Raw genomic sequence first — 23,109 nt, forward strand, 5'->3', positions numbered from 1 at the left:
AACTCGCCCGAGTCCCCTGCACAGCTGCGTCGAACGTGCCGGTTTCGAGCGGGACACTCCGCGCCCTTGACCGGGACCGGGTACGGTGCGGCCGCCGGTCCCCGCCTCCCGTGTCGATCGTGGTCTACAGCGCTTCAGGGCGCATGGAGGGGATGTGCGGATACACGAGATCTTCTCCGCCGGTGTTCATGCCGGCCGGACGGTGAGAAGTACCGCCGCGTCGGTCTCGGCGGTCAGGCTGTGCCGTTGGTCGGGAATAGCGATGATGTCACCCTGGCTGAGGGGCCACGTGCGGTCGGCGGTGTTGAGTGTCACCTCGCCGGTCAGACAGGTGAGGGTGGCGGCGCCCGGGGCCGCGTGCTCGGCGAGTTCGGAACCCGACGCGAGCGCGATCAGGGTGACGCGAAGTCCCGGAAGGGCGACGACGGTTCGTGCCGCCCTCCCGGAGGTCGCGGACCTGGCGTCGGCGAGCAACCGTTCTCCCATGGCCGGCAGATTGGTGACCTCACCGGTGGACAGATGAGTCTCGGGAGGCCGGGCAGGACCGTTGTGGTGGGTGCTCATCAGGTACGTTCCCATCCGCGCCGGGGTGCGCGGGAGCCCAACTGCGCGTCCCGGCTGCGATAGACGATGTACGGGCGGGTGAGGTAGCCGAGCGGTGCGGTGAGCATGTGCACCAGCCGGGTGAACGGCCAGACGCCGAACAGCAGCAGGGCACTGAGCGCGTGCAGCCGGAACAGCAGTGGCGCACCGGCCATCAGCGCGGGGTCGGGGTGCAGGTAGAAGACCGACCGGAACCAGGGCGAGATGGTCGTGCGGTAGTCGTATCCCCCGCCGATGATGTTGCTGACCACGGTGGCGGACAGCCCCAGTGCCAGCGTCAGGGTGAGCATGACGTACATGAGCTTGTCGTTGCGGGTGGTGGCGCTGAACACCGAGCCGACCGTACGCCGCCGGTAGACGAGGATCGCCAGTCCGGCCAGGGTGGCGACGCCGGCGACGGTTCCAAGCGCGGTGGCCATGAGGTGGTAGGCGTGCTCGCTGACGCCGATGGCTCCGGTCCAGTCCTTCGGGATCACCAGTCCGCCGATGTGGCCCAGCACCACCGCCAGGACCCCGAAGTGGAACAGCGGGCTGCCGATGCGCAGCAGTCGGCTCTCGTACAGCTGGCTGGAGCGGGTGGTCCAGCCGAACTTGTCGTAGCGGTAGCGCCAGACATGGCCGACGCCGAACAGGGTCAGCGCGATGTACGGCAGGGCGACCCACAGCACGACGTCGAGCGCGTCCGCGTCCGGGGTCATGACCGACCTCCAGTCGGGGCCGGCATGGCTCCGAACTCACCACTGGGCGGTGGCGCGAACGGCGCGAGACCGACCTGTTCCTCGGGCGGTCCCTGGGCGGCGAGCCTGGCGACGGCCTCGCGCTCGTCACCGGCCAGCGGGGGCAGGGTCGCCGATACGGAGTCCAGGACATCGGCCCACGCGGAGCGCGCGTCGCGCAGTGCCAGACGCAACAGCTCCAGTCCTGCCCGGTGCTCGGTGAGGAGGCGCCGGCCTGCTTCGGGGTCGCCGGTGGCGGCGAACTCCAGGACGACGCAGAGATGGTCGGGCAGTTCGTCGTCGGTCAGCCGCAGTCCGGCCGCGGCGTAGGTCTGCTTGAGGCGCAGCAGCGCGGCGCCGCGATTGCGGGTGTCGCCGTGGGCGTAGTACGTCAGGAACAGGCAGTTGCGTTTGCGGTGGTCGAAGGTGGCGACGTAGTCCGCCGCCAGGTCGGTGGCGGGCGTACGGTCGAGGTGCCCGAGGAATCGGCGCAGGGGCTTGGCGACACGGTCGGGCAGCGTGTCGGTGACGGCTCGTACGAGCCGCACCCGTTCGAGGAGCCGCTCGTCGGGATAGCCGAGGAGGAGGGACTGGGCCTGCCAGGCGGCGGCGTGCCGGGCGGTGCCTTCGCGGGCAGCTGCTCCGCGCTTGCTCGTGGGGGTCATGGACGCGGCTCGCTCTCGGCGTTCGTGTTCGGTGCTTCCCCGTCCCCGTTGCCGGAGGGGCGGGGGAACAGGCCCTGGGGGCGGCCGTTGCCGTCCCAGTTGAGGAGGTTGAGCCGGGTGGACTTGTCGCCGGGGGCCGCGGGGGTGTCCACGGCATCGGCTCTCTGGCGGTCGCGCAACAGGTGGAAGTTCTCCACGGCGATCGGGGCCGGAGCTCCGGACGCCCCGCCGAAAGGACCGGAGCCTCCCATGCCGGGGCCGTCCTCGAAGTCGAGGCTGCACTCGGTGGCCAACTCCTCCAGACTGTGCGCCTGTTCGGCGTGCGCGGGCGGGATGACGTATCTGTCCTCGTACTTGGCCAGCGCCAGGAGCCGGAACATGTCGTACATCTGCTCCTCGGTCATTCCCACGGCGGCGGGGATGGTCGCGTCGGGTTCGCGGCCGAGGTTGATGTCGCGCATGTAGCTGCGCATGGCGGCCAGCCGCCGCAGTACGGCGTCGACGGGGGCCGGATCGCCGGCGGTGAACAGTTGGGCGAGGTAGTCCACGGGGATGCGCAGGGCGTCGATCGCGGCGAACAGGTTGCCGCGGTCCTCGGCGTCGTAGCCGGTGTCGCGGACCACGTCCACCACGGGGGACAGCGGCGGGATGTACCAGACCATGGGCAGCGTGCGGTACTCCGGGTGTAGCGGCAGGGCGACCTTGTACGTGTTGATCAGGGCGTGGACCGGGGAGCGCCGGGCGGCCTCCATCCAGTCCCGTGAGATGCCGGACCGCTCCGCGTCGGCGGCCACCTGCGGGTCGTCGGGGTCGAGGAAGACCTGCCGCTGCGCCTCGTAGAGGTCGGTGTCGTCGGTGGTGGAGGCGGCTTCGAGTACCTGGTCGGGGTCGTAGAGGACCAGGCCGATGTAGCGGAGCCGTCCCACGCAGGTCTCGGCGCAGACGGTGGGCTGGCCGACCTCGATGCGCGGGAAGCAGAAGGTGCACTTCTCGGCCTTGCCGGTGCGGTGGTTGAAGTAGATCTTCTTGTACGGGCACCCGGACACGCACATCCGCCAGCCCCGGCAGCGGTCCTGGTCGACCAGGACGATGCCGTCCTCGGAGCGCTTGTAGATCGCGCCGGAGGGGCAGGAGGCGACGCAGGACGGGTTGAGGCAGTGCTCGCAGATGCGCGGCAGATAGAACATGAAGGTCTGCTCGAACTCGAACTTGACCTTCTCGGCGATGCCCGCGAGGAGGACGTCCTTGTCGCCGTGGTCGGCCGAACCGCCCAGGTTGTCGTCCCAGTTGGCCGACCAGGTGATCTTCATGTCCTTGCCGGTGATCAGGGACTTGGGGCGGGCGACCGGGGTGTGTTCCTGGAGCGGCGCGTTGGTCAGCGTCTCGTAGTCGTACGTCCAGGGCTGGTAGTAGTCGTCGAGCGAGGGCAGTGTGGGGTTGGAGAAGATGTTGATCAGCTTCTTGAACCGGCCGCCGCCCTTCAGTTTGAGATTCCCGCGCTTGTTGAGGTCCCAGCCGCCGCGCCACTTTTCCTGGTCCTCGTAGCGGCGCGGGTAGCCCTGCCCGGGGCGGGTCTCGACGTTGTTGAACCACACGTACTCGACGCCGGGGCGGTTGGTCCACGCCTGTTTGCAGGTGACCGAGCAGGTGTGGCAGCCGATGCACTTGTCGAGGTTCATCACCATCGCCATCTGGGCCATGACCCGACGGCCGGGCGCTGCGGTCGGGGGCGTCGCGGCTGTGGGGGCCATCAGTACGTCACCTCCTGGTCGGTGCGGCGGCGGATGACGGTGACCTCGTCGCGCTGGTTGCCGGTCGGGCCCAGGTAGTTGAAGGCGTACGTCAACTGGGCGTAGCCGCCGATGAGATGGCTCGGCTTGACCAGTAGCCGGGTCAGCGAGTTGTGGACGCCGCCGCGCCGCCCGTTGGTCTCGGTGCGGGGGACGTCGATGAGCCGGTCCTGCGCGTGGTGCATGTAGACGGTGCCTTCCGGCATACGGTGCGAGACGACCGCGCGGGCGGCGACGATGCCGTTGCGGTTGACAGCCTCGATCCAGTCGTTGTCGTGCACGCCGATCTTCGCCGCGTCCTCCTTGCTCATCCAGATGGTCGGTCCGCCCCGGGAGAGCGAGAGCATGAAGAGGTTGTCCTGGTACTCGGAGTGGATGGACCACTTGTTGTGCGGGGTCAAGTAGCGCACGGTGATGCCGAGTTCGCCCTGGTCGCCGACCTCTGGCTCGTCGAAGAGGGCGTGCATGTTGAGCGGCGGCCGGTAGACGGGCATCCACTCGCCGAGTTCGGCGATCCAGTCGTGGTCGATGAAGAAGTGCTGACGGCCCGTCAAGGTGTGCCAGGGCTTGAGGCGTTCGACGTTGATGGTGAACGGCGAGTAGCGGCGCCCGCCGGACTCCGTCCCCGACCATTCGGGCGAGGTGATGACCGGGACGGGGCCCGCCTGGGTGTCGGCGAAGGTGACCCGCTTGCCCTCGGCCTCGGCGGCCAGGTCGGCCAACTCGACGCCGGTACGGGTCTCCAGGGTGCGGAACCCCTGGGTGGCCAGGTGTCCGTTGGTGGTTCCGGAGAGGGCCAGGATCGCTTCGCAGACCTGTACGTCCCGGGCGATCGACGGGCGGCCGTCGGCAGGGCCGCCGCGTACGGTGCCGTTCTTGTGCCGCAGGTACTCCAGCTCCTGCCGTACGTCGAAGGTGACGCCCTTGGTGGTGGCGCCCAGGGTGTCCAGGAGCGGGCCGAGGGCGGTCATCCGGTCGGCGACGGCCGGGTAGTCCCGCTCGACCACCACCAGCTTCGGCATGGTCCGGCCGGGGACCGGCTCGCACTCGCCGGCCTTCCAGTCCCGTACGCGGCCGTGCGGGTTGGCCATCGCGTCGGGGGTGTCGTGCAGCAACGGCGCTGCCACCACGTCCTTCTCGGTGCCGAGCCGCCCTTCGGCGAGACGGCTGAACGCCGCCGCGATGGTGTTGAAGGCGTCCCAGTCGGTGCGGGTCTGCCACGGCGGCGGGATGGCCGGGTTGAAGGAGTTCACGAACGGGTGCATGTCCGTGGTGTTGAGGTCGTGCTTCTCGTACCAGGTGGCGGCCGGCAGCACGATGTCGGAGTAGACGGTGGTGCTGGTCATCCGGAAGTCCAGGGTGAGCAGCAGGTCGAGCTTGCCGACCGGTGCCTCGTCGCGCCAGACCACATCGCGCGGGCGGGCGCCGGGCGGCGCCTCGGTGGCGCGTACGGCGGAGTCGGTGCCGAGCAGGTGCTTGAGGAAGTACTCGTTGCCCTTGGCGGAGGAGCCGAGCAGGTTGGCCCGCCAGATGGTCAGCACTCGGGGGAAGTTCTCCGGCGCGTCCGGGTCCTCGCCCGCGAACCTCAGCTGCCCGGACTTGAGTTGGTCGACGACGTACTCCGGCACCTGCTGCCCGGCGGCTTCGGCGTCCGTCGCCAGGGTGAGCGGGTTGCGGTCGAAGGTCGGGTAGGAGGGCATCCAGCCCATCCGGGCCGAGGCCGCGATGACATCGGCGGTGCTCTTCCCCGCGAACGTGCCGCCCGCGCCCGCGGCGGCGAGGGTGTCGGCACTGAAGGGGTCGTAGCGGAACTGGTCGGTGTGCAGGTACCAGTACGCGGTCTGGATCATCTGCCGGGCGGGCCGGTGCCAGTCGGCGGCCGTCGCGATCGCCGAGTAGCCGGTGATCGGGCGGACCTTCTCCTGGCCCACGTAGTGCGCCCAGCCGCCGCCGTTGACGCCCTGGCAGCCGGTCAGGGTCGTCAGGGTGAGGAAGGAGCGGTAGATGGTGTCGGAGTGGAACCAGTGGTTGGTTCCCGCCCCCATGATGATCATGGAGCGGCCCTTGGACTCCTCGGCGTTGGTGGCGAACTCGCGCGCGATGCGGGCCGCCGTCTCACCGGCCACCCCGGTGATGGCCGCCTGCCAGGCCGGGGTGTAGGGCTGGTCGGGGTCGTCGTAGCCGGTCGGCCAGATGCCCGGCAGCCCGTCGCGGGCCACGCCGTACTGGGCGAGCAGCAGGTCGAACACCGTGGTCACCAACTGCCCGGCGACCCGGCGGACGGGGACACCCCGGCGCAGTTGTCCGGCGGTCCCGTCCGGGGTGTCGAACCGGGTCAGCTCCACCGTCACCGCGTCCTCGCCGCCACCTGCGGCGGTCAACAGCGGGTCGGTGTCGCCGAGGTCGAGGTTCCACTTCCCGGCGCCGGACTCGCCGTAGCGGTGGCCGAGCGAACCGTTCGGGACGACGGGATCGCCGGTGGCGGCGTCGAGGAGGACGGTCCTGAACTCCGCGTTCTCCGCCTCGGCCGCCGTACCGCCCAGGTCGGCCGCGGTCAGGAACTTCCCCGGGGCGTACGTCACGTCCGCCCCGGTGCCGCGTTCTTCGAGGGTGACCAGGAAGGGCAGGTCGGTGTACCGCTTCACGTAGTCGGTGAAGTAGCCGACCTGGCGGTCGACGAAGAACTCCTTGAGGATCACATGCCCCATCGACATCGCCAGCGCCCCGTCGGTGCCCGGCGCGGCGGGCAGCCACTCGTCGGCGAACTTCACGTTGTCCGCGTAGTCAGGGGCGACCGCGATCACCTTCTGCCCCCGGTAGCGGGCCTCCGCCATCCAGTGCGCGTCCGGGGTGCGGGTGACCGGCAGGTTCGAGCCCCACATGATCAGATAGCCGGCGTCCCACCAGTCGCCGGACTCCGGTACGTCCGTCTGGTCTCCGAAGACCTGCGGGGAGGCGACCGGCAGGTCGGCGTACCAGTCGTAGAACGACAGCATCACCCCGCCGAGCAGCGAGTAGAAGCGCGCCCCTGCGGCATGGGAGACCATCGACATGGCCGGTATCGGCGAGAACCCGGCCAGCCGGTCGGGACCGTACTCCTTGATGGTGTGCACATGGGCGGCGGCGATCATCTCGCTCGCCTCGTCCCAACTCGCCCGTACCAGGCCGCCCTTGCCGCGCGCCGACTTGTAGCGCCGGGACCGCTCCGGGTCGGAGACGACGTCCGCCCACGCCAGCACCGGGTCACCGAGCCGGGCCCGGGCCTCCCGGTACATCTCCAGGAGCACTCCACGGACGTAGGGGTAGCGGACGCGGGTGGGCGAGTAGGTGTACCAGGAGAACGCGGCCCCGCGCGGGCAGCCGCGCGGCTCGTACTCCGGGCTGTCCGGGCCGACCGTGGGGTAGTCGGTCTGCTGGGACTCCCAGGTGATGATCCCGTCCTTGACGTACACCTTCCACGAACACGAGCCGGTGCAGTTCACCCCGTGCGTGGAGCGCACCACCTTGTCGTGGCTCCAACGGTCCCGGTAGAAGTCGTCGGCCTTGCGGCCACCGATCTTGTACAGGGTGCGGTGGTCGGGGGAGACCTCGGCTCGGGTGAAGAACCGGCGGGTGCTCACCAGTGCGTCCGCCAACTCTCCGTCCAGACCGGCTGGTTGGCGTGCCTGGGGGTCGGTTCCTGGGGTTCCTCGGCTCACGATGCCGCCTTCCCGGGCGCCAGCGGCCCGTCCTGCTGTGATCCGGCGTGCTGATCGGTGTCGATACCGGCTTCTGTGGCGAACCCCGTTGTGGCGAAATCCGTGCTCATCGCTCCGACGCGGGAGCGGACCGCGTCCATGGCCTCCCAGTCCTCGGTGCTCAGCACGGCCAGGGCGGCGGGGAACACACCGTCCTGTTCCTTGAGGATGTGGTCCCGCAGCAGATCCAGGGTGTCCAGGAGCCGCCGGGGCCAGGCGGGGTCGGCCGGGACGCCCGCGGCGGCCTCGTCGAGGACGGCCTCGACGTGCCGGTGCTCGGCCCGAAGCGCCGCCATGCCGTCGGGGAACTCCTTCGCCAGCGGCGGGAAGAGACCTTGCTCCTCCACCGCCGTGTGCGGCACGAGTACGGCGGAGACGCGGCGCGCGATCCACGCCATCCGGGGTACGTCCGCGTCGCGGTGCGCGGTGCGGATGTCCCCGATGAGATTGACGACCAGGTCGTGTTCGCGGGTCAGTTCGGCGATCTCGGGTAATGCCTGGCAGCCGCAGTACTCACACATGGTGACTCGTCTCAGGCCGGGTTGGGTGCCGTCGGGGTGTCGCGGGTGACGGCCTCGCGGACGGCGGTCGCGGTGAATGCCAGGGCGGTGGCGGCGATCAGGGCGAGCAGGGCCAGCCCGAATGCGTAGGTGCCGTAGGCGCCGTAGAGGGAACCCATCAGCAGAGGTGGGACGAAACCGCCCAGCCCTCCGGCCGCGCCGACGACGCCGGTGACGGCGCCGACCTTGCCGGCCGGGGCGAGCAGGGCGACGAGGGCGAAGGTGGCACCGCTGCCCGCGCCGAGCGCGGCGGCGATCGTCAGGAAGGTGATGGTGCCCAGCGGGGCCAGCGGCGGGGCGAAGGACTGAACGGCCGCACTCAGCGTGACCACGGCGAGTGCCACGGCCAGCACGCGGGTGGGGCCCAGCCGGTCGGACAACCAGCCGCCGACCGGCCGCATCACCACCGCCAGCAGGACGAACCCGGCCATCCGGTTGGCCGCGTCGGCCTGTGCCAGGCCGTACCCCGACTTGAGGTAGGTGGGCAGATAGACGGAGAAGGCGACGTATCCGCCGAACGCGACCGCGTACAGCGCGGATGCCTGCCAGGTGACACGGAGTCTGACGGTGGCGGCGAGCCGGCCCGCCATGGTCCCGGGCGGTACGGTCCTGCCCGGAGCGTCGCGCAGCAGGACCGCGGCCAGCGCCGCATAGCAGGCCAGCACGATCGCGGTCACGACGAACGGGGTCGCCACACCGTGCGACTTGACCAGGTTCACCGTGGTCAGGGCGCTGATGGCGGTGCCGCCCATGCCGGCACCGAAGACACCGATCGCGAGCCCCCTGCGCCCGGGCGGAAACCAGGCGCTGACGAAGGGCACCCCCACCGCGAACGCGGTGCCGCCGATACCGAGAAAGAACCCGCCCACCAGCAACTGGTTCAGGGAGGAGTGCCCGGCCAGCCCCAGGTACAGGACGGGGACGATGGTCGCCGCCGAGACCAGCGGGAACATCACCCGGCCACCGAACCGGTCCGTCAGCGCGCCTATCGGTATGCGGCCCAGCGAGCCCACCACCACCGGTACGGCGACCAGCAACGCCTGCTGGAACGCGCTCAGTTGCAGGCTGTCCTTGAATCGCGGGCCGAGTGGGCTCAGCAGCGCCCAGGCCCAGAAGTTCACCGCGAACCCGATGGTGGCAAGCGCCAGCATCAGCTGCCGCCGCCGACCGGCCGTCGGGGGCCTTCCTGCTGGGGGTTCCGGCTTCGGGGAGCGGGGCGTCGTCGGCATGGTCTTCTCGGCTCCTCATGTGTGCCCGCAGACAGTCGCGTCGCGTGTCCTGTGGCCGTGGTGCCCGGACCGGGCCGTCTCCGCCAGAATCGCCAGGGGCCGGCTCCCACGACAGGGGCCGTTGGTCCTCATCTCCGGCGCCGGGTGGGGTACATGTGCCGGGGCGCCATCGTGGGGCCTCTCATCGCGCGGTTACAGGAGTGCGGCGGAATCACGGGCACGGCTGCGTGAGGAGGGAAAGGTGGAGCAGACACCTGTCTGTGCTGCCCCACGGCGCACACACGCTCGGAGCGCTGCACAGCGAGCAGGGCTGCAGGAGGGGAACGGAACCGATGGCCGCGGGGGAGGCGTCGGGCGGCCGGAGAACGCCACCGATGCATCCGTGTCAACTGGCAGTATGCCGCCGAGGTCCAGGGCGTCCGGCCTGAGCCTGGCCCCATCTCGTGGACAGAGGACAGCAGTGTGCTCCGGGGAATGAGGACCTGCGGCGGTCCGGTGTGTTGGCCCGGATCCCGCACGGCCTGATACCGGGGCCTTCGGGGAGTTTGAACAAGACGTGCAAGTCCCGGACTGTCGACCTGGGGCTTCGAGAAGGGCGGGTGACGGGAGGTCCTTGCGCCGCCGCCGGCGGCTCATGGAGACGTTCGGCGCTCGCGCCACCGTCGTGTACCAGGTGGAGGAGTACGAGTCGCAGCTGGCGTTGTTCCGGGCCGGGATCGGGGTGGCGCCCGGGGTGGCGCCGTGGGCCGGGGCAGCGGCCGTCGATCCCGGCGGCGCTCGAAGCGCTGCGCGGGCCCTGGCCCCGGTAATACTGGGTGGAACCCTTGGGCGGTCGGTTGAAGCCCGCGTTCGTCGTTCAGATGCACCGGAAGGGTTCAAACGGCTGCGCGCCCGGATAAGGCAAGGGATTCCAGGCAGTTGGTGCCTCAACCCCGACTCGGAGGTCCTGACGGTCGGTTGCTGCGTGGCGCCGCGGCGGGCTGGGTAAACCGTTGACACCGTGGGACCCGTGCACTCCCGCGAGGAGGACCGCTCGGAGCAACTCGCCTCCTGCTACCGGGAGTCGCTGCGGGTCGCCGACGAACTCGGCGCGCGTACGGTCGCGTTCCCCGCCGTGTCCGCCGGTATCTACGGCTGGCCGATGGACGACGCGGCACGGATCGCCGTCGAGACGGTGCGGGCCACGCCCTCGACGGTCGAGGAGGTCACGTTCGTGCTCTTCGACGAGGCGGCGTACGAGGCGTTCGGGCGGCACGTGCGCTGAGGGCGGTCCGGGAGCGGGTGCTCAACTCGCCGTCCGTCAGGGCGTCTTCCAGAGGGTCAGCTCGGTGACGTAGTCGCGGGCCGCGATGCCGGAGGCGTCCTTCTGGACGACGACGTCCTTTATTTCGAGCAGCGCCAGGTTCTTCTCGTCGGTGACGGTGCACAGCAGCGTGCCCTTGGTCAGTTCCTTGGCCTGGTCGGCGTCGGCGAGTTGGGAGGGCAGCGCGTTCGCCGCCGCGCCCGCGGCGCACTGTTCCGGCGTGAGGCCCGCGCTCTTGCCCGCGGTCGTCACGAGGTTCAGGGTGTGGGCGGTGCCCCACTCGGCGTACTGCAGCTCGGCCCCGGTCGTCGAACTGGAGGCGTGGGTGTCGATCTGCGGTGCGTCCAGGTCGACGTTGGTGTACGAGCTGCGGCCGGTCGTGAACTGCGCGCGCAGGGTGAGCGGTTTGGCCTTGAAGACCGTGGTGTACCCGCTCGGCGTCGCGCTCGCGCTCGTGCTGGTGCCCGTGCTGGGCGACGAGGTGGTCTTTCCGCCGCTTCCCTGCGCGGCGGTGTCCTTGTCCTTGTCGTCGTCGCGGGTGAGGACCCAGGCCGCGGCGGCTACGACCACGACGGCGAGCGCGGCGGCGCCGACGACCAGCGGGGTCCGCTTGCGGGGCGGTGCCGCAGCCGAGGGCGCCGGGGCGGACGGGGGCTGCGGCTGTCGTGTCGGGGCGGACGGGGGCCGCGACTGCCGTCCTGGGGCGTGCTGCGTCGGCTCGCCGGGCCCCGGCTCCGGTACGTGGGTGGGCGTATATCCGCCGGGCGCCGGGGAGTTGGGCCCCACGGCACCATCGGCCCCGCCGCTCCCAGTCCCGCCACCAGGCGGCACGGTCGTCGCGCCGGCCGCACCCGCGCCCGTCGAGGCACTCGCGAGGCTCGCGTCAGCCCCCGGCGCCCCCAATTCCCCCTGCTCACCGGCAAGTTGCTCCTGCCGGGCGATGTCCGCCGCGACCGCCGCAGGCAGCCAGTCGGTGAAGTCCCGCAATGAGCGCCCCGCCAACTCCTGGCACAGGTCGGCCAGTTCGGCCGGGGTCGGGCGGGCGGCCGGGTCGGCGGTCAGGGTGCGTTCCAGGACCGTGCGCAGCGGCTCGGGGTAGGACGTCAAGTCCGGTGGGCGGAACTCGGTGTTGGCGATCTTCGTGGCCAGGGTGATGGCCCCCGAGTCGCCGTACGGGTGGCGGCCGGTCGCGGCCACGGCGGCGATCAGGCCGAGGGAGAAGACGTCGGCGGCCGGGGTCTGTTCCTGGCCGTTCGCGTGCTCCGGCGACATGAACTGCGGGGTGCCGATGAGCCCGCCGCTGCGGGTGAGCTGGGTCGCGTCGGCGGCCCGCGCGATGCCGAAGTCGATGATCCAGGGGCCGTCGGAGCCGACGAGGACGTTGCTCGGCTTCATGTCCCGGTGGATGACACCGGCCTTGTGCACGGCCTGCAGCGCCTCCGCCGCACAGCCGGTCAACTGGAGCACCGTGGGCAGCGGGAGCGTCCCGTGCACAGCGAGGACCCGGTCCAGGGCGAGGCCGGGGACGTAGACGGTGGCGAGCCAGGGCTGTGGTCCGGTGGTGTCGTGGTCGACGACCGGGACGATGTGGTAGCCCTGCACCCGGCGTGCGGAGCTCGCCTCCTGCTCGAAGCGGCGGCGGAACTCCTCGTCCTGGGCGTACTCCCGGCGGATCACCTTGAGGGCGACCGGCTGGTTGCCGCGGGTGCGCGAGAGATAGACGGAACCCATGCCGCCCTCGCCGATCCGGGCGAGCAGCCGGTAACCGGCCACGTCCCGTGGGTCGTCCGGGCCCAACGGTCTCAAGTGGTCAGCGTGTCCAGCGTTGTTCAAGATGATCGGCCCCCCTCGCCTGGCGAGTGATCGTACCGGTGCAACCCGGTCATCCGGAAGTGTCCGAGGAGATCGGGGAAACAGGGCGAAGTTCGGGGAGAATCAGGGCAGTTGACGGTTCCGTCGGACGGTGAGGCGTGCATGGAACAACATCTGTCCCCTTCGGCGGAGGGCGCCGACTATCTGCTGGAACTCTCCAACGTCGTACGCCAGACCTCCATCGGCCCCCGGGGACCGCGCTCGCTGCGCCGACTCGGGCTCGTCCTGCGGGCGTTGACGGAACTCACCGGGGACCCCGACGTCTCCGTCTACCTGGTCGCCGACACCAGTCTGCTGGGCGGGCACCGGGAGTTCGGCGATCCGGCCGAGGTCCGGCGGCTGCGCCGGTGGGTCGCCGAGGGGCTGGTCGAGGAGGTGGACGACGCGGACGAGCGGATCCTGGACCTGGCGAGGATGACCGGCACCCGGGTCGTCACCGGGGACCAGTACGTCGACCATCGCGTCGAACACCCGTGGATCCAGGGGAACACCTGGCAGTTCCTCAGACCCGAGCCCCGCCCCGACGGTTCGGTCGCCCTCGTGGCCATGGACATGGGCGTGCGCACGGAGGCCGAGATCTCCTACCGCATGGAACTCGCGGCCCTCAAGAAGCAGGGCCTGCTCGGCCCGTCCCGCACCCCGCTGACCCAGGTCATCATGCGCAACTGGCGCTGCCCGGAACCCCGTTGCACGCTGTACGACGTCCGCAGGGGTGTCCGCGTCCTGCTGCCGCGCATCCGGCGCGGGGTCCCCACCTGCGAACTGCACGGCGCCCCGCTGGCCGACGAGGGGCCGAGGCCCGCCGCCGCCCAGCTCAAGGTCGTCATCAACCGTGTCTGCGTGGCCCGTTACACCCTCGACGAGGGTTCCGAGGCGCATGTCGGACGGCTGCCGGGACCCGAGGGCATCGCCCTGCACCGTCTGCTGTCGCCGGAGGTCGCCGCGCAGGTCAGCCGTCGGCATGTGGCGCTCTCCGCGCGCGGCGGGACGGTCCTGGTCCGTGATGTCAGCACCTACGGGACGCGGATGCGCGGAGCCGGCCGTAGAGGCGTGCATGGTCCTTGGGAGACGCTGCCGCCGGGGGCCGACCGGTCCTTCCGGCCCGGCGACGAGGTCGAACTCGCCCCCGGTGTCGTCCTCACCCGCAGCGGCCGGCGTTTCCCCGCCGAACTCGCCGACGCCTGGCGCACGGAGGCCGGCGGGACCGCCGTACCGCCCACTGCGGCGGCACCCACGCGACGGGTCTGACCGCAAAGGGGAGTTGGCGGTGCGATACCGGACTGCACCGCCAACTCCCCTTCCGTCAGCCGATGATGCGGTGCGTCGTCCAGAACGAGGTCAGGTCCGTGGTCGTCGCGGCCTGGGCCGCCGCCTTGAACTCGGCCGTGGTCGAGACGCCGTACCAGTGCGAAGTGGCGTAGTCCTTCAGGAGTTTGGCCATCACGGTGTCACCGAGGGTGCGGCGCAGGTCGTGCAGGGCGCACTTGCCGTAGCCGTAGACGACGGTGGAGTAGCGGGACGAGTGGGCGTCCCAGTAGGCCATCGAGTTGGTGATGTTCTCCGCCGTGGAGGCCCAGGAGACGTTGTTCCAGCAGTTGGTGCCGGTCAGGCCCTGGGCCAGGTCGGTGGCGTAGTCGGTGAACGCCTCGTCCAGCCACGGGTTGTTGTACTCGTCGTCGCCGACGATGCCGTAGAACCACTGGTGGCCGATCTCATGGGTGAGGGCCGTGGTGCTGACCAGGTCGAGGACGAAGCCGGGGTACTCCATGCCGCCGAACCAGAAGTTGTTGTCGATGACGGCGTCCAACTCGCCGTACGGGTAGGCCCCGAAGCGGCCGGCGTGGGCGTCGACCGCGGACTTGGCGGTGGTGAGCATCGACTGGGCGTTGGCCGAACTGATGCCGGTGACCGAGTAGATGTTGATCGGGGTGCCCGCCGTCGACGTCCCCGAGATCTTGGCGAACGGGCCCGCCGCCCACGCGAAGTCGCGGACCTTGGACGCGGTGGCCGTGGTGACCGTACGGCCGCTGGTGCCGGGGGTGTCGACCGAGGCGCCGGTGGCCGGGACCAGCAGGGTGGTCGGGTGGTCCAGGGTCACCTTGAAGTCGGCGGCCAGGGAGTAGAAGGACTCGCCGTTGTTCGTGTACGGGTCCAGGTGCCAGCCCGAGCCGTCCTTGACCGCGAGGACCGGCAGCGCGTTGCCGATCATGCTGAACGCGCCGTCGTAGCCGAACCGGTCGGCGCCGCTCGGGACGGTGATCCCCAAGTCGAAGCCGATGGTGGTCGATTGACCCTGCGCGAGCGGGGTCGGCAGCGCGATCTGGAGGGCCGTGCAGGCGACCGAGAGGGCGCCCGCGGTGCCGCCGGTGACATTGGTGACCGTGATCGGCGGCGCGGAGCAGGTGCCGTGGTAGTTGTCCCACAGCCGCAGGTACACCTCGGTCAGCGGGGTCGCCGAGGCGTTGGTGAAGGTCGTGCTCTCGTGGCCGGTCCAGACCGTGCCGGCGGTGTTGCTGCTCAGGCTCACGGTGTACGCCGGGGCGGCCGGCGTGCGCGTCGAGTCGGCCGGCGGGGCCGTGTCGCCCGAGGTGTTGAGGGCGATGTCGTCCACGACGAAGCTCGTCTGGAGGCTGGAGTCCTCGACGCCGGAGAAGGCGAGGCTCACGGTCTGGCCGACGAACGCCGACACGTCGAACGACTTCTGGACGTAGCCGGTGGCCTTGTTCAGGTTCGAGTAGGTCGCCAGCGTCGTGCTGCCGATCTTCGCCGTGAGCTTGTCGTACGCGGTCGACGAGGTCGTCTCGGCGGTGTCGATGTGCAGCCAGAAGGTGAGCGTGGCACTGGCGCAGCCGGACGGGATCGTCACGCTCTGGGAGAGCGTGTCGGTGTGCGTGCCGCCGGTGCCGTCCAGCCAGGCGAAGCTGGTGCCGCCGTGGGCGCTCTGGCCGGTGCGGCTGGTGATGACGGTCGTCGAGGACTGGGTCCAGGACGAGGTGCCGCTCTCGAAGCCGCCATTGGTGACCACCTGCGCCGGGGCGCAGGCGGCGGCCACGGGAGCCGCGGACTGCGCGGCGGCGGCCGGGGTGACGGGGAGCGAGAGGGCGGCCACCGCGGCGACGGCGAAGACGCCGGCGGCGAGGGTTTTGTGGGGGGTCGATCTCACACGGAACTCCTTATACGGCGGCCGGGATTCCGGCCTGCTCGGTGGCCGCCCGGCCGGACTGGGTGTTCCGGTGGGCGGCCGCGGGAACGCGCGTAGCTGTTGCGTGATCGCGGGGGAAGCTTCGCAGATTTGACCGGGCCATGCCATAAAAAGAAGGAAGTGTGCGCATGGAGTGGAGGAAGGTGCGGCGAGCGGGCGGAGGCAGCCGTGTGCATGCCCACGTTGACCGGGCCATGCCTCGATTTGGCCTCCGGTTGGCCGAATGTACGCCTTCGATTGCTTCCATCGAGCGATGGACCACATCACGTTCCTCGTGGCGGTCGTCATCGTCACGGCCTTGGCCTTCGACTTCACCAACGGATTCCACGACACCGCCAACGCGATGGCGACGTCCATCGCCACCGGGGCGCTGAAGCCCAAAACGGCGGTTCTGATCAGTGGGGCTCTCAACCTCGTCGGCGCCTTCCTGTCCACGGAAGTCGCCAAGACGATCTCCGGCGGCATCGTCGACGACACCCTGGTCACTCCGGGGATGATCTTCGCGGGGCTCGTCGGGGCGATCCTCTGGAACCTCCTGACCTGGCTGCTCGGGCTCCCGTCCAGCTCCTCGCACGCGCTCTTCGGTGGCCTGATCGGTGCCGTCTGGGTCGGCGCGGGCTCCAACGGGGTCCACTTCGACAAGGTCGTGGAGAAGATCCTGATCCCCGCGGTCGCCTCCCCGCTCGTGGCCGGAATCGCCGCTCTCCTCGCCACCTACCTGGCCTACAAGATCACCGCCCGGGCCCGCAAGGACTCGGTCACCAAGGGCTTCCGGCTCGGCCAGATCGCCTCGGCCTCGCTGGTCTCCCTCGCGCACGGCACGAACGACGCCCAGAAGACGATGGGCGTCATCACCCTGACCCTGATCTCCGTGGGCGCGCTCGGCCACGACGCCGGTCCGCCGGTGTGGGTGATCGCCCCGGCGGGACTCGCGATCGGCCTGGGCACCTACATCGGCGGCTGGCGCATCATCCGCACGATGGGCAAGGGCCTCACCGACATCCAGTCCCCGCAGGGCTTCGCGGCCGAGGCCGCCTCCACGACCGTCATCCTCACCTCCGCCCACCTGGGCTTCGCGCTGTCCACCACGCAGGTCTGCTCCGGCGGCATCCTCGGCGCGGGACTGGGCAGGCGTCTTGCCGAGGTGCGCTGGGGCACGGCCGGCCGCATGGTCATCGCCTGGCTGGTCACCCTGCCGGCGGCCGCCGCGGTCGGCGGTCTGTCCGCGAGCGTCGTCAAGCACGGCGGCAACCTCGGTACGGCCCTGATCGCGCTGATCGCCGCCGCCGTGGCCGGATCCATCGTGATCGCCTCGCGCCGCAACCCCGTGCACGCGGACAACGTCAACGAGACCCACGAGGTCTCCATCCGTGGCGGCGCGTCCACCGACGTCCGTACGGCCGCCTGAGTCAAGGGAGTTGAGCGATGAGCCTGGACTGGAACGCTCTCGGCGAGGTCGCCGCGGTGAGCATCGGCGTGACCGTCGGTGTGGTCGTCATCTTCGCGCTGGGCATCCTGGGCCTCGCCCGGGTCGAGGCCGCCCGCGAAGTGGACGGCGGCACACATGCCCTGGGTTTGACGCAGGCGGGGTTGTGCTTTCTCGCGTGTGCGGCTGTCGTGGCATACGGCATCTACCTGATCGTGCCGCAGTTCCACTGAGCGCGACCGATCACCACGGATCACCACCGATCACCTCTGAGCCACTGAACCCCCTTGAGAGGAGGCCGGGATGACCGAACTGCTGAGTGGGCTGCGGGTCGACTACACCGACGCCGACGACCCGGTGCTGGTGCGGCCCGACGGCAGCACGGTAGACACCTGGCGGGAGAACTACCCGTACGAACAGCGCATGGAGCGCAGGGAGTACGACTGGCACAAGCGGCTCCAGCAGATAGAACTGCTGAAGCTGCAACGCTGGATCAAGGAGACCGGGCGCCGGCTCGTCATCGTCTGCGAGGGGCGGGACGCGGCCGGCAAGGGCGGCACGATCAAACGGTTCACCGAGCACCTGAACCCGCGCGGCGCCCGCGTGGTCGCCCTGGAGAAGCCGAGCGAGCGCGAGAGCGGTCAGTGGTACTTCCAGCGCTACGTCCAGCATCTGCCGACCGCGGGCGAGATCGTGCTGTTCGACCGGTCCTGGTACAACCGGGCGGGCGTGGAGCGCGTGATGGGGTTCTGCTCGGACGACGAATACCGCCGTTTCATGCGCCAGGCCCCGCTGTTCGAGCGGATGCTGGCGGACGACGGCATCGACCTGATCAAGTTCTGGTTCTCCGTCTCACAAGGTGAACAGCGCACCCGTTTCACGATCCGCCAGGTGGATCCCGTACGGCAGTGGAAGCTCAGCCCGATGGATCTGGCCTCGCTGGACCGCTGGGACGACTACACGGCCGCCAAGGTCGCCATGTTCCGGGAGACCGACACGGAACACGCGCCCTGGACCGTGGTGAAGAGCAACGACAAGAAGCGGGCCCGCGTCGAGGCCATGCGCAGCGTGCTGGCCCGCTTCGACTACGCCGACAAGGACGACGAGGTCGTCGGCAGCCCCGACCCGCGCATCGTGGGCGAGGCGGCCACGTTGCTGGAGGCGGGGGAGGACGACACGGCGGCGGTGTTCTAGGGGCGTGGTCCTTCGGGGTCGGGGCCAGGCCCTAGTCGCCGTCGCGCGGCACGAGTGTCACCCGGTGGAAGTTGCAGCCGGTCATGGGCGGGCTCCCGGACGGGGGCCCGCCCGCGTGTGCCTTGAGGGCGACGCTGACCAGGCTCAGCAGCAGGTCGACGTCCGTCTCGCAGTCCAGGTGGACGGTCACCCAGCGGGAGCCCGGGATGATCCGGATCGCGGTCGACTCGCTGAGATCGTGGTGGAAGCGGAGGATGGCCCCGACCGTGAGATGCAGGTCCACATCGTGGTCGGAGTGGAAATGCACGATCTCGCTGTGGGCGGACCGCAGCGCCCGCCCCGTGCCGCAACTGGCCGGGACCGCGCTGAGGTCGCGCCAGCCTTCCAGTCGCTGCATGGCTCGCTCGGCCAGGGTCATGTGCCCATCGTGGACTGCTCACCGCTTCGCAACCAGAGGTTGAGCGATTTGTAACCGGGGCGTGAGGTACCGCACACCTTGAGGGTGTGGGGTGTGCGGTGCGCGAAACGGGTCAACTCCCCTCAGCCGCAAGCTTTTCGTACCCCACCAGCCGCACGCAGGTCGCCACTCCCTCGATGATCTCCTCGATCTCCGAGGCGTCCGGGAAGGAGGGGGCGATCCGGATCGTCCGGTCCCTGGGGTCGTCGCCGTACGGATGCGTGGCGCCCGCCGGTGTCAGCGCGAGCCCGGCGTCGGCCGCGCGGCGCACCACCTCGCCGGCGCACCCGTCGAGCACGTCGAGGGTGATGAAGTAGCCGCCCCTGGGCGTGGACCAGGTCGCGAGGCCGGTGTCGCCGAGCCGCTCGGTGAGGATGCGCAGCACGGTGTCGAACTTGGGCCGCAGCAGCTCACGGTGCTTGCGCATATGGGCCCGCACCCCGTCGGCGTCGCGCAGGAACATCGCGTGCCGCAGTTGGTTGATCTTGTCGGGCCCGATCGAGCGCTTGGCGCTGCAGTTGCGCAGCCAGGCCACGTTGGCCGGGGACGAACCGAAGAAGCCCACGCCCGCACCGGCCAGCGTGATCTTCGAGGTGGACCCGAAGACGAAGGCCCGGTCCGGGTGCCCGTGCTCGGCGCAGGCGGCCAACAGGTCGGCGATCTCCACCTCTTCGTCGGTGAGGTGGTGCACGGCGTACGCGTTGTCCCAGAAGATCCGGAAGTCGGGCGCCGCGGCCGGCATGGCGGCGAGCCGTCGTACGACCTCGTCGCTGTAGCAAGTCCCGTCCGGATTGCTGTACTTGGGTACGCACCAGATGCCCTTGACCGCCGGGTTCTCGGCGACCAGCCGCTCCACCACGGCCATGTCGGGGCCCTCGGCGGTCATCGGCACCGGGATCATGTCGATGCCGAAGCGCTGGCACAGCGCGAAGTGCCGGTCGTAGCCGGGGACCGGGCACAGGAACGCGATCCGCTCCTCGTCCGCCCAGCGGCGCGCCGCCCCCGGCAGCGTGCCGAGCAGCGCGTGCACCAGGCAGTCGTGCATCAGCTCCAGGCTGGAGTTGCCCACGGCGAGCAACTGCCCGGCCGGCACCTGGAGGAACCCGGCGAAGATCTGCCGGAGCTCCGACAGCCCGTCCGCGCCACCGTAGTTGCGGCAGTCCGTGCCGTCGGCGGAGGTGTAGCGGCCGGCGGGCAGCGTGAGGAGTTCGGCGGACAGGTCGAGCTGCCGGGCGGAGGGCTTGCCGCGGGTCAGGTCGAGGGACAGCTTCTTCGTGAGGAGGGCTTCGTAGTCGCTCCGGGCCGTGTCGAGGCGGGCCGGGAGGGAGTCGGCGCTGTGCGCGGGTGAGGGAGGGGTCACGGAGGTCGACGCTACAAAGCCGCGGGTCGCACCACAAACGCATACCCGTCCGCGCCCCTTACGCTTTCCGCTTCCCGCGGAGATACGGTGATCCGTGCCTGACCAGGCCACACAAGGTTGATGTCGGATTCCCGCCAGCCCCGGCCCGTCCGGTGCCGGATGCTGGACGTATGCAGAACGGGATGCACACCGACACGGAGCGTTGTGTGCGCGCGGTCCAGTCGAAGGACGCGCGCTTCGACGGCTGGTTCTTCACGGCCGTCCTGACCACCCGCATCTACTGCCGGCCGAGCTGCCCGGTCGTCCCGCCCAAGCCGGAGAACATGACGTTCTACCCGAGCGCGGCGGCTTGCCAGCAGGCGGGTTTCCGGGCCTGCAAGCGCTGCCGCCCGGACACCAGCCCCGGCTCCCCGGAGTGGAACCAGCGGGCCGACCTGGTGGCCCGCGCGATGCGCCTGATCGCCGACGGAACCGTGGACCGCGAGGGCGTCCCCGGCCTCGCCGCCCGCCTCGGCTACAGCACCCGGCAGATCGAACGCCAGCTCCTCGCCGAACTCGGCGCCGGCCCCCTCGCGTTGGCCCGTGCCCAACGAGCCCAGACGGCAAGGCTGTTGATCGAGACGACCGCGCTCCCGATGGCGGAGATCGCCTTCGCCGCCGGCTTCTCCTCGATCCGCACCTTCAACGACACCGTGCGCGAGGTCTTCGCCCTGTCCCCGAGCGAGCTGCGCAACAGGCGCCCGAAGACAACCGTGTTGACCCCCGGCACGCTCACGCTCCGCCTGCCGTTCCGCGCCCCCCTCAACCCCGACAACCTCTTCGGCCACCTGGCGGCGACCGCCGTACCGGGCGTGGAGGAGTGGCGGGCCGACGCGTACCGCCGGACCCTCCGCCTCCCCTACGGCCACGGCATCGCGTCCCTCACTCCCCGGTCCGACCACATCGCCTGCCGCCTCACCCTCAGCGACCTGCGCGACCTGCCCGTGGCGATCAGCCGTTGCCGCCGCATGCTCGACCTGGACGCCGATCCGGTCGCGGTGGACGACCAACTGCGTACGGATCCGGTGCTGGCGCCACTGGTGGACAAGGCCCCGGGCCGGCGCGTGCCGCGCACGGTCGACGAGGCGGAGTTCGCCGTACGGGCCGTCCTCGGCCAGCAGGTCTCCACGGCGGCGGCCCGCACCCACGCGGCCCGCCTGGTCACCGCGCACGGCGAGCCGGTCGACGACCCCGAGGGCGGCCTGACCCACCTCTTCCCGTCCCCGGAGTCACTCGCGGCGGTGAACCCGGAAACCCTGGCGATGCCGAACACCCGCCGCACCACGTTCACCACTCTGGTGGCCCAACTTGCCGACGGCACGCTCCACTTGGGAGTGGAGAGCGACTGGGCGGAAACCCGCGCCCAGCTCCTCTCCCTCCCCGGCTTCGGCCCCTGGACGGCCGACGTCATCGCCATGCGCGCCCTCGGCGACCCCGACGCGTTCCTCCCCACCGACCTCGGAATCCGCCGCGCCGCCCAGGAGTTGGGCCTCCCGTCGACCCCGGCCGCCCTCACGGCGCGCGCGGCGGCGTGGCGGCCGTGGCGGGCGTACGCGGTCCAGTACCTGTGGGCGACGGACAGTCACCCGATCAACTTCCTTCCCGTGTAAGCCGTTCAAGGAAGCCGAGAGCATGAAACAGCACACCGTGACCGACAGTCCGTACGGCCCGCTGACCCTCGTGGCCGACGAGGACGGCGCCCTCTGCGGCCTCTACATGACCGACCAACGCCACCGCCCACCGCAGGAGCACTTCGGCCCCCGGGACGACACACCCTTCTCCTCCGCGATCGACGAGCTACAGGCCTATTTCGAGGGCGAGTTGAAGGAGTTCACCCTCGAACTGCGCCTGCACGGAACCCCGTTCCAACTCACGGTCTGGGACCAGCTCCGCCGCATCCCCTACGGCGAGACCCGCTCCTACGGCGACCTCGCCGACGCCCTCGGCAACCCGGGCGCCTCCCGCGCGGTGGGCCTCGCCAACGGCAAGAACCCCATCGGGATCATCGTCCCCTGCCACCGGGTCGTCGGCGCGAACGGCAGTCTCACGGGTTACGGCGGCGGGCTCGACCGCAAGCAGCGGCTGCTGGACTTCGAGAGCGGGGCGGCGCTGTTCTAGGCGCCCTGGCCGAGACGGCGCCGTACCGGCTGTCCTAGCTGTCCTACCTTTCCTAGCTGTCCTTGCTGTCCTTGCTGTTCCGCAGGGTGCGCAGAAGCTCCGGCAGGGCGGTCCCGATCGGCTCCCGTACGACCTCGTCGGCGCGGTCGTCGTAGGGAGTCGGCTCGGCGTTGACGATGACCAGCCGTGCCCCGTAATCGGCGGCGACACCGGCGAGCCCGGCGGCGGGCTGCACCTGGAGACTGCTCCCGACGGCGACGAACACCTGACAGGCCTTGGTGATGGCGACGGCCTCGCCGAGGACGACCGGGTCGAGCCGCTCACCGAAGAAGACGGTCGCCGACTTCAGGATCCCGCCGCACTCCAGGCAGGCGGGATCGTCCTCACCGGCGTCGACGCGGGCGAGGGCGTCCGCCATCGGCCCCCGTACATGGCACCCAGTGCACACGAACTCCCTTGCGGTGCCGTGCAGTTCGAGCACCTTGCGGGCAGGGAGGCCGGCGAGCTGGTGCAGCCCGTCCACGTTCTGCGTGATGACCCGCACGGGTACGCCGGACTTCTCCAGCTCGACGACGGCCCGGTGCGCGGCGTTGGGCTCGGCCTGGAGCGTGCGGTTCTTGCGCCGCATCTGCCAGGACCGGCGCCGGATCTCCGGGTCGCCCATGTAGTACTCGTACGTCACGAGCTTCTCGGCCTCGGGATCGCGCCGCCAGAGGCCGTTGGGGCCGCGGTAGTCGGGGATGCCGGAGTCGGTGGAGATACCCGCCCCGCTGAGAAGGGCGACAAGAGGCTTGCTCATGCAGCTGAGGGTAGGTGGGTGGGGTCGGGGCGGCGAGTG

The 23,109-nt window shown here is 70.3% G+C and carries 18 protein-coding genes and 1 pseudogene; 7 read left to right on the forward strand and 12 right to left on the reverse strand.

Going from position 1 to position 23,109, the window contains the following annotated elements; genetic code table 11:
• Positions 1 to 186 precede the first annotated feature (186 nt).
• The 7 genes from OG223_RS42040 to OG223_RS42070 are packed head-to-tail and all read right to left on the reverse strand — an operon-like array spanning position 187 to position 9,222.
• Positions 187 to 564, reverse strand: coding sequence for a cupin domain-containing protein (locus OG223_RS42040; RefSeq protein WP_329260804.1), 378 nt, complete (start codon positions 562 to 564; stop codon positions 187 to 189).
• The gene (gene narI / locus OG223_RS42045) at positions 564 to 1,301 is read right to left on the reverse strand and encodes a respiratory nitrate reductase subunit gamma (protein ID WP_329260806.1); all 738 of its coding nucleotides are present in this window, start codon (positions 1,299 to 1,301) and stop codon (positions 564 to 566) included. The genes OG223_RS42040 and narI overlap by 1 nt, the downstream gene beginning before the upstream one ends.
• Positions 1,298 to 1,984, reverse strand: a complete 687-nt coding sequence (gene narJ, locus OG223_RS42050; protein WP_329260809.1) for a nitrate reductase molybdenum cofactor assembly chaperone — start codon at positions 1,982 to 1,984, stop codon at positions 1,298 to 1,300. Before narJ ends, narI begins: the two co-directional genes overlap by 4 nt.
• Complete coding sequence (gene narH / locus OG223_RS42055; protein ID WP_329260811.1) at positions 1,981 to 3,735, reverse strand: nitrate reductase subunit beta; 1,755 nt, start codon at positions 3,733 to 3,735, stop codon at positions 1,981 to 1,983. The genes narJ and narH overlap by 4 nt, the downstream gene beginning before the upstream one ends.
• Positions 3,735 to 7,475 carry a nitrate reductase subunit alpha gene (locus OG223_RS42060; protein WP_405911008.1) on the reverse strand — a complete coding sequence of 1,247 codons (3,741 nt, stop codon included), beginning with the start codon at positions 7,473 to 7,475 and terminating at the stop codon, positions 3,735 to 3,737. Before OG223_RS42060 ends, narH begins: the two co-directional genes overlap by 1 nt.
• Positions 7,469 to 8,032 carry a hemerythrin domain-containing protein gene (locus OG223_RS42065; protein ID WP_329260813.1) on the reverse strand — a complete coding sequence of 188 codons (564 nt, stop codon included), beginning with the start codon at positions 8,030 to 8,032 and terminating at the stop codon, positions 7,469 to 7,471. Before OG223_RS42065 ends, OG223_RS42060 begins: the two co-directional genes overlap by 7 nt.
• Before the next feature lie 11 nt (positions 8,033 to 8,043).
• Positions 8,044 to 9,222: an MFS transporter gene (locus tag OG223_RS42070; RefSeq protein ID WP_329265760.1), complete on the reverse strand. Its 1,179-nt coding sequence runs from the start codon at positions 9,220 to 9,222 to the stop codon at positions 8,044 to 8,046.
• A gap of 1,069 nt (positions 9,223 to 10,291) precedes the next feature.
• Here OG223_RS42070 and OG223_RS42075 point away from each other — a divergent pair.
• Positions 10,292 to 10,564 (forward strand): annotated as a pseudogene (locus OG223_RS42075) (macro domain-containing protein); the annotation flags it as partial.
• Positions 10,565 to 10,600: 36 nt separating this feature from the next.
• Here the strand turns inward: OG223_RS42075 and OG223_RS42080 are convergent.
• Positions 10,601 to 12,376, reverse strand: a complete 1,776-nt coding sequence (locus tag OG223_RS42080) for a serine/threonine-protein kinase (protein ID WP_443073866.1) — start codon at positions 12,374 to 12,376, stop codon at positions 10,601 to 10,603.
• Positions 12,377 to 12,577: 201 nt separating this feature from the next.
• Here OG223_RS42080 and OG223_RS42085 point away from each other — a divergent pair, with 201 nt between their 5' ends.
• Complete coding sequence (locus OG223_RS42085; protein WP_329260819.1) at positions 12,578 to 13,723, forward strand: FHA domain-containing protein; 1,146 nt, start codon at positions 12,578 to 12,580, stop codon at positions 13,721 to 13,723.
• Positions 13,724 to 13,778: 55 nt separating this feature from the next.
• Here the strand turns inward: OG223_RS42085 and OG223_RS42090 are convergent, their stop codons facing one another.
• Positions 13,779 to 15,638 carry a M1 family aminopeptidase gene (locus tag OG223_RS42090; protein WP_329260821.1) on the reverse strand — a complete coding sequence of 620 codons (1,860 nt, stop codon included), beginning with the start codon at positions 15,636 to 15,638 and terminating at the stop codon, positions 13,779 to 13,781.
• Between the two features lie 292 nt (positions 15,639 to 15,930).
• On the opposite strand from OG223_RS42090, the gene OG223_RS42095 reads away from it, so the two are divergent.
• The 3 genes from OG223_RS42095 to ppk2 all read left to right on the forward strand — a co-directional run bounded on the left by OG223_RS42095 (position 15,931) and on the right by ppk2 (position 18,297).
• Positions 15,931 to 17,085, forward strand: a complete 1,155-nt coding sequence (locus tag OG223_RS42095) for an inorganic phosphate transporter (RefSeq protein WP_329260824.1) — start codon at positions 15,931 to 15,933, stop codon at positions 17,083 to 17,085.
• Between the two features lie 17 nt (positions 17,086 to 17,102).
• Complete coding sequence (locus OG223_RS42100) at positions 17,103 to 17,336, forward strand: hypothetical protein (protein WP_329260826.1); 234 nt, start codon at positions 17,103 to 17,105, stop codon at positions 17,334 to 17,336.
• A gap of 70 nt (positions 17,337 to 17,406) precedes the next feature.
• The gene (ppk2, locus tag OG223_RS42105; RefSeq protein ID WP_329260828.1) at positions 17,407 to 18,297 is read left to right on the forward strand and encodes a polyphosphate kinase 2; all 891 of its coding nucleotides are present in this window, start codon (positions 17,407 to 17,409) and stop codon (positions 18,295 to 18,297) included.
• A gap of 31 nt (positions 18,298 to 18,328) precedes the next feature.
• Here ppk2 and OG223_RS42110 read toward each other — a convergent pair whose 3' ends face one another.
• Together OG223_RS42110 and OG223_RS42115 are read right to left on the reverse strand one after the other, a co-directional pair.
• Positions 18,329 to 18,715: a luciferase domain-containing protein gene (locus OG223_RS42110; RefSeq protein ID WP_043678676.1), complete on the reverse strand. Its 387-nt coding sequence runs from the start codon at positions 18,713 to 18,715 to the stop codon at positions 18,329 to 18,331.
• Positions 18,716 to 18,827: 112 nt separating this feature from the next.
• A complete protein-coding gene (locus OG223_RS42115) occupies positions 18,828 to 20,114 on the reverse strand; it encodes an aminotransferase class I/II-fold pyridoxal phosphate-dependent enzyme (protein ID WP_329260832.1) in 1,287 nt (428 codons plus the stop codon).
• Between the two features lie 182 nt (positions 20,115 to 20,296).
• On the opposite strand from OG223_RS42115, the gene OG223_RS42120 reads away from it, so the two are divergent.
• Entirely contained in the window at positions 20,297 to 21,763 is a 1,467-nt protein-coding gene (locus tag OG223_RS42120; protein ID WP_329265762.1) for an AlkA N-terminal domain-containing protein, read from the forward strand.
• Positions 21,764 to 21,785: 22 nt separating this feature from the next.
• Positions 21,786 to 22,271, forward strand: coding sequence for a methylated-DNA--[protein]-cysteine S-methyltransferase (locus tag OG223_RS42125; RefSeq protein ID WP_329260835.1), 486 nt, complete (start codon positions 21,786 to 21,788; stop codon positions 22,269 to 22,271).
• Positions 22,272 to 22,323: 52 nt separating this feature from the next.
• Here the strand turns inward: OG223_RS42125 and OG223_RS42130 are convergent, their stop codons facing one another.
• Positions 22,324 to 23,070 carry an SIR2 family NAD-dependent protein deacylase gene (locus tag OG223_RS42130; protein WP_329260838.1) on the reverse strand — a complete coding sequence of 249 codons (747 nt, stop codon included), beginning with the start codon at positions 23,068 to 23,070 and terminating at the stop codon, positions 22,324 to 22,326.
• Positions 23,071 to 23,109 lie beyond the last annotated feature (39 nt).

It is taken from the genome of Streptomyces sp. NBC_01478 (assembly GCF_036227225.1).
Classification (GTDB): Bacteria; Actinomycetota; Actinomycetes; order Streptomycetales; family Streptomycetaceae; genus Streptomyces.